The organism is Shewanella sp. SM32, from assembly GCF_025654235.1.
In the GTDB taxonomy this organism is placed as follows: domain Bacteria; phylum Pseudomonadota; class Gammaproteobacteria; order Enterobacterales; family Shewanellaceae; genus Shewanella; species Shewanella oncorhynchi.
In genome coordinates this window covers 32461-46462 of the sequence record NZ_JAKKRO010000036.1, presented here as the reverse complement: position 1 = coordinate 46462, position 14002 = coordinate 32461, and the positions used below count along the sequence as shown (strand labels likewise).

General features: G+C 48.1%; 14 protein-coding genes. 7 read left to right on the top strand and 7 right to left on the bottom strand.

What is annotated here, in order from left to right; all coding sequences use genetic code 11:
• Positions 1 to 609: 609 nt before the first annotated feature.
• The 3 genes from L5M10_RS14910 to ubiD all read right to left on the bottom strand — a co-directional run bounded on the left by L5M10_RS14910 (position 610) and on the right by ubiD (position 4457).
• Positions 610 to 1374: a putative adhesin gene (locus tag L5M10_RS14910; protein ID WP_173247763.1), complete on the bottom strand. Its 765-nt coding sequence runs from the start codon at positions 1372 to 1374 to the stop codon at positions 610 to 612.
• A gap of 776 nt (positions 1375 to 2150) precedes the next feature.
• On the bottom strand, positions 2151 to 2861 hold the full coding sequence (gene fre / locus L5M10_RS14905) for an NAD(P)H-flavin reductase (RefSeq protein WP_063883664.1): 711 nt from the start codon (positions 2859 to 2861) through the stop codon (positions 2151 to 2153).
• Positions 2862 to 2975: 114 nt separating this feature from the next.
• Positions 2976 to 4457 carry a 4-hydroxy-3-polyprenylbenzoate decarboxylase gene (gene ubiD / locus L5M10_RS14900; RefSeq protein WP_113939206.1) on the bottom strand — a complete coding sequence of 494 codons (1482 nt, stop codon included), beginning with the start codon at positions 4455 to 4457 and terminating at the stop codon, positions 2976 to 2978.
• A 159-nt stretch (positions 4458 to 4616) separates the two neighbouring features.
• Here ubiD and L5M10_RS14895 point away from each other — a divergent pair, with 159 nt between their 5' ends.
• Entirely contained in the window at positions 4617 to 5426 is an 810-nt protein-coding gene (locus tag L5M10_RS14895) for a hypothetical protein (protein WP_263255489.1), read from the top strand.
• A 402-nt stretch (positions 5427 to 5828) separates the two neighbouring features.
• Positions 5829 to 7052, top strand: coding sequence for an MFS transporter (locus tag L5M10_RS14890; RefSeq protein ID WP_219251012.1), 1224 nt, complete (start codon positions 5829 to 5831; stop codon positions 7050 to 7052).
• Positions 7053 to 7106: 54 nt separating this feature from the next.
• Here the strand turns inward: L5M10_RS14890 and L5M10_RS14885 are convergent, their stop codons facing one another.
• From L5M10_RS14885 to arfB, 4 genes are all read right to left on the bottom strand, one after another.
• On the bottom strand, positions 7107 to 7784 hold the full coding sequence (locus tag L5M10_RS14885) for an SDR family NAD(P)-dependent oxidoreductase (RefSeq protein WP_113939203.1): 678 nt from the start codon (positions 7782 to 7784) through the stop codon (positions 7107 to 7109).
• Positions 7785 to 7865: 81 nt separating this feature from the next.
• Positions 7866 to 8330 carry an acetyl-CoA carboxylase biotin carboxyl carrier protein gene (gene accB / locus L5M10_RS14880; protein WP_263192065.1) on the bottom strand — a complete coding sequence of 155 codons (465 nt, stop codon included), beginning with the start codon at positions 8328 to 8330 and terminating at the stop codon, positions 7866 to 7868.
• Between the two features lie 35 nt (positions 8331 to 8365).
• The gene (gene aroQ / locus L5M10_RS14875; protein WP_263192066.1) at positions 8366 to 8806 is read right to left on the bottom strand and encodes a type II 3-dehydroquinate dehydratase; all 441 of its coding nucleotides are present in this window, start codon (positions 8804 to 8806) and stop codon (positions 8366 to 8368) included.
• Positions 8807 to 9094: 288 nt separating this feature from the next.
• Complete coding sequence (gene arfB / locus L5M10_RS14870; protein WP_263143115.1) at positions 9095 to 9526, bottom strand: alternative ribosome rescue aminoacyl-tRNA hydrolase ArfB; 432 nt, start codon at positions 9524 to 9526, stop codon at positions 9095 to 9097.
• A gap of 136 nt (positions 9527 to 9662) precedes the next feature.
• Here arfB and L5M10_RS14865 point away from each other — a divergent pair, with 136 nt between their 5' ends.
• From L5M10_RS14865 to L5M10_RS14845, 5 genes are all read left to right on the top strand, one after another.
• On the top strand, positions 9663 to 10028 hold the full coding sequence (locus L5M10_RS14865) for an STAS/SEC14 domain-containing protein (protein ID WP_105250333.1): 366 nt from the start codon (positions 9663 to 9665) through the stop codon (positions 10026 to 10028).
• Positions 10029 to 10064: 36 nt separating this feature from the next.
• Positions 10065 to 10271, top strand: a complete 207-nt coding sequence (locus L5M10_RS14860; RefSeq protein WP_263255488.1) for a DUF3012 domain-containing protein — start codon at positions 10065 to 10067, stop codon at positions 10269 to 10271.
• Between the two features lie 204 nt (positions 10272 to 10475).
• Entirely contained in the window at positions 10476 to 10919 is a 444-nt protein-coding gene (locus L5M10_RS14855; protein WP_198572034.1) for a hypothetical protein, read from the top strand.
• A 328-nt stretch (positions 10920 to 11247) separates the two neighbouring features.
• Positions 11248 to 12726 carry a TolC family protein gene (locus L5M10_RS14850; RefSeq protein ID WP_076498646.1) on the top strand — a complete coding sequence of 493 codons (1479 nt, stop codon included), beginning with the start codon at positions 11248 to 11250 and terminating at the stop codon, positions 12724 to 12726.
• A 10-nt stretch (positions 12727 to 12736) separates the two neighbouring features.
• Positions 12737 to 14002 carry an efflux RND transporter periplasmic adaptor subunit gene (locus L5M10_RS14845; protein ID WP_263255486.1) on the top strand — a complete coding sequence of 422 codons (1266 nt, stop codon included), beginning with the start codon at positions 12737 to 12739 and terminating at the stop codon, positions 14000 to 14002.

Sequence of the window (14002 nt, the reverse complement as noted above, 5' to 3'; positions counted from 1 at the left end):
ACGTTAATAATTAACCAACCAGCAAGTTGCTAAGACACTTGAATTGATGATGAGACAGTCAGACTGATCTACTAAAAACCTTAGCTCGCCATAGGCTCATAATGAAGCCGCAAGGATGATAAGGACAGTAGAAGCAGATATCCATCAGGGCCAGAGGCATACCTCAATAACAGGCCGAATATATGGGTGCAATGAACTCTTCTCAAAATTGATATCGAATGTCTTGCAAACCGGATGGGTCCATATATGACGAACTGGCAGTTAGATATGGAAGTTGTTCGTCTTGGAGAATCCAAGGGCGAAGGCCTACGGCCGCTTTGAGCGCGAGATATGGATATCGAGCTGGCTATTTAACATGGACGTTTTTGATAGGACGAGCAGTCCTCATTGGTCGGGTATGGGGTGAGTGACAATTGTCTAACGGTGAGCTGAGCGGCAACAGCGATCTTATCCACACGCCTCAGTGCTTCGACTCTAAATTCAGCGATTTTCTATGTCGCCATGATTCACCTTGCTAAGTGATTTAACTCACTTAGCAAGGTGTCTAAAGGTGTTGCTAGGTCTCAAATAGTCTACTGGTCAAATCCGTTGCGATTCTGACTGCTGAGATTATGCTAACTCAGGCACTGCAGAACCACTTCGTTCAACCCTACAAGCTCCAAAGTGAATAACCTGATATTCTGCTCCAGATTTTTTGATCGCTTCAAAAATATCAGAGAGATGTCGTTTATGCTTTTTATCCGTGACCAATGCAATATCAACATCTGGACTATATTTTCCATTTTGATGTTGCTGTATTAAGGCATGAGTATTTTCATGATGGTATAAGGCATAATCTTTCACTCTCCCGCCCTCAGTGACGCCATCTTTCTTATAAGTCGCCAAGTTCAGCATGTCATCTCGAATACTCTCAACCGACTTATTTCGACTATTCGCTAAGAGAACTAAATCGCTTTCACTGAGCCCTAGATGGGGCTCTAATCCTTTAAGCGCATCATTTGGTCGTTTATTCACTTCTGAAAGTACACTCGGCCCTTTAGTGAAGTTTTTATCCTCAGTATAGAAATCTATACGTAATCCAGTGGGTACATGTGTCCATCCATCACCGACCTGGCGGCGAAAGGCGGTTGACTTATTCTCAAGCTCTTTCCATCCGCCGTGAGTCAAAATAACTAATTGTTTAGCATGACCTGTTTGGCTTATCGCTATGCCATTATGATTGAAGACCCTTGGTGATATTTGTGCTGCTACATTTGGGATATTCCGAACACTTTTTACATTTTTGGAAAAATCATTTTCGCTTTTCCCTACAGTGCCAAATATTGATTGAGTGGAAGCTATGGGAATAATGGGTGATAAAATTGATTTTGGCATACAGACCTAAAAAGTTGAACTATAAGAGTTGGCATTCTTATCTTATATATCATTAATATCACTAGAAAATTTCCGAAGTATTCTGTAAAAATATTCCGTTAGTTCTTTTTACACTGAAAGAGATAAAAGAATAGATACACCTAATCTTAATGGCGCGTAGTCAACTTCTGGCTATGTGATTCTCCGTGATGAGGATGCCGGGTTTATGAAAGCACCGGGATTACATTGGCAAGATGATCTTAGTCTTATAGTCACTAGACCGATAAGAGCGGACTGATAAGTGGTGAGCTGGCATTTAGCTTCTTCTGTCACGAGTGTTCTTCTCCTGAGGTTGAAGTCGTGATGATTGAAAGCCAGATTAATCTAAACTATAGGGTATGTGGGCTGTGAAGAGATTCACAGCAGATGTAGTTTATATCTTTACTATCTGTTAGTAATTTGATGACCCGCCCATTGTTAAACTTTCAGCAATCATGGCAGTAAAAAAGACTTTCAGGTTTCTGAGGAGTTTAGGGAGATTAAGCACTGGCATGTAAGTGACCGTTGGCGGCATGGATGCCGCCGTCGAGCCTATAGGGATATATTTACGGCGAGTCACTGGAATGACAGTGCTTAATAATTACATTATTCGCTGACTTGAAAATTTCTAGATCTTTAGAACACACCAATAAGTGAAATACGGCGTAATGTAAAAACAAAACCCCAGTAAAAACTGGGGTTTATTATTTAAGCCTATGCTGGCAAACGTTAGCCAGCCAAGCATACAAATTATCGCGTTATTTGATAAACGCGAACGCATCACCGTAGAGATGTGCTTCTTCTACACCAATCTCGCGGAAGATTTCCCGTGCTGCACCCACCATGTCGAAACGGCCAGCGATATAGATGTCGTAGCCATTTAAGCTGACAAAATCTTGTTTGATTTGCGCTAACAGATTAGCGGTTTTGCCTTGCCAATTAGCGGGAGCTTCTTCGATAACTGGCACGAAGTGTAACCAAGGGTGAGCGTCGTGCCACTCGCGGGCGATGGTTTCAAAATACATGGCATCTTGGGTGCGACAACCCCAATACAGCATAGTTTCAACTTGTTGGCCGAGGGCGATTTGGTGCTCAATGATACTTTTAATGTAAGAGAAACCTGTGCCGCCGGCGATTAACAGGCGAGGACGAATGCTTTCGTGACGCAGGTGGGCTTCGCCGCCTGGGGCTTCGATGTCGATAGTGCTGCCGTCAATAGCGCAGGCTTTCAGGCGCTCGACCACTTGCATTGGGTAGCTTTCACTTACAGCGGCGCCAATGTGTAATTCGATCAGCTCGGCGTTTGGCGCTGATGCGATAGAGAAGGGGCGTTTATCTTTTTCACCCATGACAACACATAAGTATTGCCCCGCTTGGAAATCGAAGGCGGTTTCAGGCCTTAACAATACTTGATATACGGCATCGTTAAATGGGTTAACTTTCTCTATCTTACAACGTATGGTTTTCATCAAACTTCCTTTGCACCTTTCTTCAACAGTATGTGTCTAGGTGTCGCTTTAGAGGCCTGTTATTGGCCTATTCTCTTGGCTAAAGCCGATACTTGAGTAATGGCTTAAGCTGAATTATAGGGTTGGGCTGTCGTCTATGCCTAACTCATCCCAGATTGAGTCGATCTTTTGTTTTACTTTTGGATCCATCACGATTGGCGTGCCCCATTCGCGGTTGGTTTCACCTTCCCACTTATTGGTGGCATCGAGTCCCATTTTTGAGCCTAAGCCCGCAACGGGTGAAGCAAAATCGAGGTAGTCGATCGGGGTGTTTTCGATCATCACGGTATCGCGTTTAGGGTCCATACGGGTGGTGATCGCCCAGATCACATCCTGCCAGTCACGGCAGTTCACATCTTCATCCACTATGACAATAAACTTAGTGTACATAAATTGGCGCAGGAAAGACCAAGCGCCCATCATCACTCGTTTGGCATGTCCCGGATATTGTTTGCGAATGGAGATCACTGCCATGCGGTACGAACAGCCCTCAGGTGGCAGATAAAAATCAACGATCTCAGGATATTGCTTACGCAAAATCGGCACAAACACTTCGTTTAATGCGACCCCCAGCATGGCAGGCTCATCCGGTGGACGGCCAGTGTAAGTGCTGTGGTAGATGGCATCTTTACGCTGAGTGATGTGAGTAACGGTAAATACTGGAAACTTATCGGTTTCGTTGTAGTAACCCGTGTGATCGCCGTAGGGGCCTTCTTCCGCCAGTTCCTCAGGATCGATATAGCCTTCGAGGATGATTTCACTGGTGGCGGGCACTTCTAAGTCACAGCTTAATGCCTTACAGACTTCGGTACGTTCACCGCGTAGTAAACCGGCAAAAGCGTATTCGCTCATGGAGTCGGGGACTGGGGTGACGGCACCTAAAATGGTCACAGGATCGGCGCCGAGTGCGACCACAACCGGATAACGCTCACCGGGGAATTGTTGTTTAAAATCAGCAAAATCTAACGCGCCGCCACGGTGGGACAACCAGCGCATGATCAGCTTGTTTTTACCCAGTAATTGTTGGCGATAAATGCCTAAATTCTGACGACTCTTGCGCGGGCCTTTGGTGATGGTTAAGCCCCAGGTCACCAGTGGCGCGACATCGCCCGGCCAGCAATGCTGAATAGGCAATTTAGTTAAATCGACCTCATCGCCGGTTTTGATGATTTGTTGGCAAGGCGGATTACGCACTGTCTTTGGCGGCATATTCAAGGCTTGCTTGAACATAGGGATCTTAGCTATCGCGTCTTTAAAACCCCGAGGTGGCTCGGGTTCCTTTAAAAAGGCTAACAGCTCGCCCACTTCGCGCAGGGCTAATGGGTCGTCTTTGCCGAGTGCCATTGCCACACGTTTTGGCGTACCAAACAGGTTTACCAACACGGGCATGTGATGATTTTTGGGATTTTCAAATAATAGCGCAGGGCCTTGAGCGCGTAATACGCGATCGGCGATCTCTGTCATTTCTAAATGAGGATCAACTGGGTAGCTAATGCGTTTGAGTTCGCCATTGGCTTCTAAGTGATCAATAAAGCTGCGTAAATCCTTAAAACTCATGTGGAAATAGCCTCTGCGGTGAAAATCCGTGTGGCGCGCACTATAGCATTTTTCTGTTTTAGGGTTAACCAATTCAGTGATCTTCAAGCTTAGGAAGCGTAAAATGGTTACCAGTAAGTCGCGATAGATCTCGCTTACGCCCTTTATTTCGAGGTTTATATGAATATTCCTGTATGGTTTGCTCAAGAAAAGTGTGTTCAAAGTCAATCACATGGCGCGCATAAGCGGTCGCTAAAGTGCTTGGTTTTATCGCTTGCCGTGGGGATCTCACTTTTGGGGGCGCTCAGTGTGCCGACTGTGGCGGTGGCCGGAAATAGAGGCTATTCGGATCAAGACGAACGCCACGGTCATCGTGATAGCTACAGTCGTGGCGATAGTCATTACAATAATCGTCATGACAATTATTACGACAACCGCCATGTGCGTAAAGATAATCGCCATTATCGTCCCTATTATCGACCTTATTACCCTTGGGGTTTAGGACTGGGTTTAGGGCTCGCTACGGGGTGGGGATCGGGTTGGAATGTCGGTTATGGTGTGAACACCCATTGGAACAATGATTGGGGTTGGAATACGTCGCGTGACGCTTACGCTCGAAATTACTGGAACTCGCCCTATTCGGGCATAGGTTTGTCGATTCCTATGCGCTACGACGATGAACCTGTGGCCATTTCTGCACCTGTACGGGTAACAACCAGTATGCAGTATTCTGCGAGTGAAGGCCGTATGGTGTCGAGTATGCCTGTAAATATGGCCGGACAATCGACTGGGCAACTGGTGTCGCAAACTAGTAATGCCGCAGGCAAAACAGCTGCAACTCCGCGCCCACGCGCACCGCACAGTGTGTCTAGCTTGCCGAGCAATGCTAGGGTTGTACAGCAGGATGGTCGTACACTTTACGAGTGGCAAGGCACGCTTTACGCCTACGACTGGAACAGTCAAACCTATCAAGAACAGTTAGTCAGATAGATTTACATTACGTAAATGACTGAGAAATTGGAGCCCCTTAGTAGGCTCCAATTTATTTATCATCTTTTATCATCTTTTATTATCTTTTTATTAGTGAGTTATACCAATCACATTAAATATCTAATCAGTTCAGAGCCTCACAGGTATCTCAATCCAAGGCGCATTGACGCAGAAATGGTATTCCCTTTTAAGTCAATGCAACACGGGAGTGGGATGCCTGTGTGGCTCCCGAAGGGCGGGTTTCAACGCGCTTTATACTGCGTTTAAGGCTTTCGACAGAGCACCACTATGCCTTCAAGCCTTCGCCTTGTCTAAAGCGCGTTGAACTCCCGCTGAATGAACAGATATTTGATTCGATTGGTATTAGCTAGTTGTCGTTTTATAGCATAGCGGAGAAGAGGTTTGAATACTGTTAGAAATCAGGCTGCCCAAAACCAGCATAAGGGCGCCAGTACATTATGGGTGTTACTTGCCTTAGCACTCGGAACATTCGCTTTAGGCACCACAGAATTTGCTTCCATGACCTTAGTGCCTTATATCGCGAGTGATTTAGGGGTAGAGGTTGCCCATGTGAGTTATGCCATTAGTGCCTATGCGCTGGGGGTTGTGGTCGGTTCGCCAATTATCATGGTGCTAGCCGTTAGGGTCAGACGGCGAACACTCTTGATTGCCTTAGCCGCGTTAATGGCGGTGGCCAATGGCTTAAGTGCGTTAGCGCCATCATTGAATTGGTTAATCTTTTTTCGTTTTCTCAGCGGCTTGCCCCACGGCGCTTATTTCGGCGTGGCTATGTTGCTCGCCGCCTCTTTAGTGCCACCAGAAATGAAGGCCCGCGCCGTATCGCGGGTGATTATTGGCCTTACGCTGGCGACGATTATCGGTGTGCCGTTTGCGACTTGGATGGGGCAAACTGTGGGCTGGCGCTCGGGCATTGGCATAGTGGCGATTCTGGCGACCATTACCGCGATAATGGTGTATTTTTTAGCACCTAATCAAGCCGTGCCCGCTGATGCGAGTCCCAAAAAAGAGCTACAAACCCTTAAAAATCGTGAGGTCTGGCTGACGCTCGGCATCGCCGCCATTGGCTTTGGCGGTATCTTCTGCGTGTATACCTATCTGGCTGAAACCTTAATCCAAGTGACACAAGTCGAGCCGTTTAAGATCCCAATCATGATGGCAGTATTTGGTATTGGCGCAACATTGGGGACCTTAGTGTGTGGTTGGGCGGCGGATAAGTCGGCCTTAGCGGCGGCGTTTTGGTCGTTAGTGTTAAGCACTGTGGTATTAGCGATTTACCCGAGTTTGACCGGACATTACTGGGCGCTGATGCCCGTGGTATTTTTTGTCGGTTGTGGGTTAGGGCTTGCCACTATTGTGCAAGCCAGATTGATGGATGTGGCACCCGATGGGCAAGCCATGACAGGCGCTTTAGTGCAATGCGCCTTTAATCTTGCCAATGCTATTGGCCCTTGGGTGGGCAGTTTAGTGATCCTGTCTGGACAAGGCATTGCCGCGACAGGTTATGCGGCGTCTTTGTTGTCATTGGGAGGACTGTTGATGTGGTGGCTGACCCACAGAGAAAGCCGTCGCGTCGTTACCCTAAATACAGCGAACTGCGCCGACTAGCGAGTGCTAAGGAAGAGACGCAGTGGTCATATTCTGCGTCTCGAATCCGCACATTTAGCCCCTTTGTATGGTGATATCGGCGATATAACCATGCTCTGTGGCAACTAAGGCTTGTTTGAGCATGCCTGCCGCTTCATCGGCGGACATAAAGCTTGAGGTATCTAAAGCCTTACCGCTACTGGGCCAAAAGCCTGTGTCCATGCCGCCGGGATACACGGCAATCAACTTCATTGGGCTTTGTTTAAGCTCTAATCGCACCGACTCGATAAATCCCCGCACCGCCCATTTTGCCGCGCAGTAAGTGGATTCTCCCGCCTTGGCGGCCAGTGCTGCGGTGGACATGACCACAACCACAGTGACTGCTTGATCTTTATAGCGTTTCACTAATTCCCGCACTAACAGAATCGTCGAGGTGACATTGTTATTGAGCAGGCTCTGGATATCGCTGGCGGTTTGGGTTTCAATCGCACCAAAGTAGCCGCTGCCCGCACAGTGGATCACGGTTTTAGGGGCTTGCGTTAGGCCATCGAACAGGGCTTCGAGACTCGATTCACTGGCGAGATCGGCGGTGATCGCGGCGATCGTTTTGTTGGAGAAGGGCGTTAATGCATTGGCGACGGTTTGTAGACGCTCGGCATGGCGGCCTGTGAGTGTCAGTGCTTCGTTCTCTTTGGCGTAGAGCGATGCGAGTGCCGCGCCTAAACCACTGCTGGCGCCGGTAATTAATATCATAGTGACCTCGGTTAATGCTGTCTTGGCTTGAAAACCGCATCTTAAACTCAAGTGCGCTTCAATTCATGGGAAGGCGAGCGGTTAGATTAAGGTAAATAGCGGCTGATCGAATGCCACTTCATTGCCGTCTTTGGCCCAAATAGCGCTGATCACGCCATCGCGCTCGGCTTGGATGGGATTCATCATTCTCATCGCTTCGATAATGCAGACAACTTCACCTTGGCTCACACGTTGACCGACTTTAACCAGCGGCACATCATCGAGTTCTGCCGCCGCGTAAAAAGTGCCGACCATAGGTGAGACTTGTACAAAACCTTCTGTACTTGGCGTAATGCCTGTTTGCGAATGGCTTGTTTGCTTTGCCTGTTCACTCAAAGGCGCTACTCGTGCTATGGCTGGCGTTTGCGATGACTGCATATTGGCTGGCATAGGGCTGTAGCGGGTGATGCGAATTGATTCTTCACCTTCTGTGATCGCCAGTTCTGCTATGTCAGATTCTTGTACTAACTCAATGAGTTTTTTAATTTTACGAAGATCCATTGCCATTTATCTGCCCTTGCAAAGCACGCTATTGAATGGGATTACTGTTGCTGGTTGAGCCGCTTAATGGCTGCCGCCAGTGCAAACTCATAACCTTGTGAACCGAAACCGCAAATCACGCCTATCGCCTTATCGGAAAAATAGGAATGGTGGCGAAAGGCTTCACGGGCGTGCACATTGGATAAATGCACTTCAAAGAACGGAATTGCCACGCCAAGCAGGGCATCACGCAGGGCGACGCTGGTATGGGTAAAGGCGGCGGGATTGATAATAATCATCTGGGCATCGGTTGCATGAATCGCATTGATTAGCTCAAATTCGGCGTTGGACTGAATATGTTCGAGCTCAACTCCCGCCAACTTTGCCTGCTGATTTAACTCCGCCACTATGTCGGCTAAGGTTTGATGACCATAAACGCTGGGCTCGCGGCGGCCTAAGAGGTTGAGATTGGGGCCATTGACGAGCAAAATTTTGTGACTCATTGCGCTTTCCTTTACGGCATGCCTTGGGATTTATGCTGGGATTAAAGTTGGAATAAATTTATTTCAGTTTTCTACATAGGCCATTAACTTAACCTGTTCAAATCGATTTTGCATTATCCGTTAGTCAATTGTGTGCGAGCTGATCATGTGCGAGCCGATTATACCTTTGAAATCCTGTGCCATTGTTGGCTGGGTTCAATTGCGGTTATTTCTCTGGTACCGAGTTAGCAATTGCCTAAGTTGACTGTCAGTTGAGTTAATTGTCATCTAAGTTAACTGTCACCTAAGTTAATAGTCACTCTTCTGTTGACGCATGGCCTTAGTGGCACCTTTTTGTTTCTTGGTTTCTAATCGCCGAGTTTGGCTGCCTTTAGTGGCGCGGGTGGGGATGCGTTTTTTCTGCACTTCACCGACACTGGCAATCAAGGCGATAAATTGCTCCAAGGCTGTTTGGCGGTTGGCATCTTGGCTGCGACTCGCTTGACATTTGATGATGATTTTGCCGCTTTTAGTGATGCGGTGATCCGCCTTGTTGAGCAAGCGTTCTTGGTAAAACTCGGGTAATGATGAGCTTTTAATATCGAAAATCAGCTGCGCAGCGGTGGACACTTTATTTAAGTGCTGGCCGCCTGCACCACTCGAACGGATAAATTGCCACTCGATTTCATTTTCCTGAAGTTCCACACGGTTTGAGATTTTTATCATGGCAAACTTAGGCATTTTTCAGCATGGATTGAGAAGCCATCAATAATGACTTATGGCTTTCCAATAGATTTGTTATCATCGGGCGCATTCTTTGCCGCTGCATTGGCTAAAGCCATTGCCTGCAAAAGTGTTCTCGATTCGGAGTGCCTCTATGTTATGCCAAATCCCCGATATTGCTAAGGGTGTTATCAGTCTTTTTGCCAGTGGCCGACTATCCTCCACCGATTATCGGACCCGTTTACAGCCAGCGATTAAGAGTTATCGTAAGGATTGGGGCCAAGTTTGCCTGTATATTGAGGCGGATGTGTTACTCGAAGGCTGGGAATTTGAGTCGCTGACTGGTAGTGGTGAAGTCCAGTTACCGAATTTTGAAGCCTTAGTATTTGTGGGCGGCCCTGATTGGGTAGGAAATGCGGTGCGCTTACTCGGGCCTTTTATGCAGGGCGAAGTGGCTTGGTTTCCACTCGAACAGAAAGCCAAAGCGATTGCTTGGATCACTAAGCGTTCGAATATTTAATGGTCTAATTTAGGCCATATTTACAAGGAATTAAGTATGTCATTATTGAAATCGGGCTCTGTTTCTTCGCTGACAGTTTCTAAGGTCAGTGCGATTGCGTTAGTCTTGGCATTTACCGCTGGACTGAGTGCCTGCGCGCCAGAAGTGGGCAGTGATGCTTGGTGTAAACAGATGAAAAATAAGCCGTCTGGCGATTGGACTGCTAACGAAGCCGCTGATTACGCTAAGCACTGTGTATTTTAAATAAGCACTGTGTATTTAAATAAGTGCTGTGTGTTTAAATAAGCACTGAGTGTTTAAGTCAGCGTTAGCCTTTAGAGATCACAGCTTGAAAGACTTTGCTTGCGAGCTGTGAACTTATGTTTATCATACGGGTCAGATGTTCGGTTATCCGTTATTTGCTATAGGTGATATTTGAATTCTACCGCTAAGCCATTTTTTACTCGAATGGTAACCCTACTGATAGCCATTATCGTGCTGCAATTTGCCGGCGCGAATTTGGGTGCGCATCAGTTACATGCGGGCAATGGTGCGGAAGAAGCTGAGAATCATCCCCATCTGCAATTTAGTGCCCAAGTGACCACTTTGGCCCAATGTGTCGATTGCGTTTGCCCAAGCGAGCAAGCCTTAGGCTTTGCGGACTCCACGGGTGTCACCAGTAATCACGCGGGTGAGAACCAAAGCAACGGATTTCATTCCCACTTAGTGAAAACCACTGAAATACAAGATTTTGACCTATGCCTCGACTGTCAATGCCATGGCGGTCATGTGGCGCTGTTATCTCAGGCAGTGAGTCAGCCTGTACAGGCGTTAGAAAGCGTCTATCTGCCTACCGATGTATCCTATTTCCCGCCTGAAAATTTACCTAAATACCGCCCTCCTATCGCTTAATTCTCCAATATTCGGCTTATTTCTCGGCCTAGGACGATTGATTCATCTGATTGGATCTCATTCTATTTTGCCGCGTGATAAGTCCGTTATGTTCATCCCCCAAAAGATACGCTTGAACTGATGCTCGCAGCGTTAACTGTTGGAGCCGTCATTGGCTTTTTAGCCGTTACTGTATTGCTTGGCGGGATGATTCGATCGGCGCTTATTTGCCATGCCCAGAACGATATGATTGCTTTGCATTGAGCTATGTAAATGAAGCTCACATCTAGCCGTTTCGCTTTGGGCGCAAAAGTCAGCCGATCCACATTCGATATTGTTAGGATTTGCGATGAAAAAAACGATTCTCGCCCGTACTTTAGTTTGTCTGTTTAGATCGGGCTTGTTTAGCTGCGGATTAGTATTGGCCGCCGGATTGGTAGCCTTTGCCCTCGCGGCAGAAAATGATTCTCTTGAAGTCAACGTCCTTGAAGTCAAGGTCCTTGAAACCAAAGCCTCTGAGGCTAATGCCCCTGAAATAAATGCCTCTGAAGTTGAGGCATTTAAGGCGCAATCACTGGGTTTACCCGCCAAAGAAACCGACACGGCACATGTCAACTTTGGCCAATGGTTGCCTGAGTTACTTACACAGTTCAATCAGTTACCTGAAGTTCAGGTGCAACTAGTAAGGCAGCAACAAGCCAAACTGGCCATTCAGGCGGCAGATCGCGCTGTGTATAACCCAGAACTTGGGCTTAATTATCAAAATGCTGATACAGATGCTTATAGCTTAGGGCTGAGTCAAACCCTCGATTGGGGTGACAAGCGCGGCGTGGCGACACAGCGTGCCGAGCTTGAAGCGCAAATCCTTTTAGCAGACATAGGGTTAGAGCGTAGCCAAATGTTGGCCGAACGCTTACTGGCCTTGGCAGAACAGGCGCAAAGCCGTAAGGCGCTGACCTTTGCCGAGCAGCAATTAAGGTTTACCAAGGCGCAGCTCAATATTGCTGAGCAGCGATTGGCGGCGGGGGATTTGTCTAACGTCGAGCTGCAATTGATACAACTCGAAGTCGCCTCTAATACTGCCGACTACGCCTTAGCCGAGCAGGTGGCCTTAGTGGCCGATGGCAAAGTAATTGAATTACTTGGGGATAATAATTTCGCTTTTAGTGAGTTTATCAAAGAGATCCATTTCTTTGTGACTCAGGCTAAGCAAGCGCCAGCGGCCGAGTTGGGCACCTCTACATCAGCCTTGCCAGCACTGGCGAGTGCTTATCAGCAAGTGCTGCTCGCCAGAGTTAATGTCATGCAAGTCAAAGCGGAAGCTTCGGCTGACCCGACTATTAGCCTAGGCGCTGAAAAGGAAGGCACGGACAATAAGCTCGGTGTCGGCGTGTCGATTCCTCTACAAGTTCGCAATAACTACAGTGAGTTACAGGCAGTGGCCGATAAGGGCATCGCTATCGCGGAGCAAGGCTATCTTGCCCGTGAGCGAGTGCTTACCGCTAAGCAGAAACAATTCCTCTATGCGTTACCGCGTTTACTTGAACGTTACCAAGACTGGCGTGAGTTAGTGCAAGTGTCAGGTGCTAAAGCCGCTAAATCCTTAAGCCAACAATGGCAGGCGGGGGATGTGAGTACTAGCGAGTACTTACAGAGCCGTCGTCAGTTAGCCGCCAGTTATTTGGTGGGCTTAAACCTAGAAACGGCTATCTATCAAAGTTGGTTAACTTGGATGGGCGAAAGCGGCCAGCTTATGCCTTTTATCGAAAAGCTCAACTCAGTCCCTTCGATAACATCTAATACCACCGCACGCACAGTAAACCCATGAGGTCACAATAATGAATTCAAATACTCAACACGAAAATGTCCTTCAACTGGATGCTGTAACGACGCTTGAAAAGCGTCGGTTTAACCTATCAAAAATTGCGCTCGCATTATTCGTGCTGAGCACGCTGGCATTTCTCGCTCAGCCTGTATTGGCTGGCGGTGATCACGCATCCGTCGCTAAGGAAAGCGGCGATTCGGTAACGCAAACGTCGCCGACGGATGAACACGGCGAACAGGCGTTGAAATTGACCGAAGCGCAGCAAGCCTTGGCGGGGATTAGCTTGTTACCTTTGTCGAGCAATAGCTTGAACCTCGCCAATTTGAATCTCGATATTAGGGCGACGGCGACCTTAGTGGTGGATCGCGATCGAACCGCGACCCTTGCGCCGCAGCTCGATGTGCGTGTGTTGGCGCGCCATGTGGTGCCGGGACAAGAAGTGAAAAAAGGTGAGCCTTTACTTACCTTGGGTGGCGCAGCCGTTGCGCAGGCACAGGCGGACTACATTAATGCCGCTGCCGAATGGAGTCGAGTCAAACGCATGAGTGAAGGTGCGGTTAGCGTCAGTCGGCGGATGCAGGCGCAGGTGGATGCCGAACTTAAACGGGCGATTTTAGAGGCAATTAAGATGACGCCCGCGCAAATTCGTGCACTGGAATCGACGCCAGAAGCCATAGGCAGTTATCAACTCTTAGCGCCAATTGACGGCCGAGTGCAGCAGGATATCGCCATGCTAGGTCAAGTGTTTAGCGCGGGCACGCCCTTAATGCAACTGACCGATGAATCCTATTTATGGGTGGAGGCGCAGTTAACCCCAACTCAAACTACGCATATCCAGGTTGGCAGTTCAGCCTTAGTGCAAGTAGGGGATAAGACGTTGGCAGGTAAGATAATCGGTCGCTCCCATGAACTCGACAGCGTAACGCGCACCGAGCAAGTGCTGGTGAGTATGCACAATCCTGATCATGTGTTGCATGCGGGGCAATTTGCTGAACTCTACTTTGCTGGCTCTACTACCGATCCAAACGGCAGTGGCATAGTGCTGCCCGATGCGGCGCTGACCCGTGGCGGCGATGGCGACTGGCAGATTTTTATTCAAGATGAGGATGGCTTCGAGTCCATTGAGGTAGAAGTGGTGCAGCGTCAGCGCGGCCTGAGTCTAGTGCGTGGACCTGAGCTTGAAAAAGCCCAGCAGGCACAGCTCAAGGTCGTGGTGGCTGGCGCGTTCTTCTTGGCATCCGAGCAGGCGAAAGCAGGCTTCGATATTCACGCCCACTAA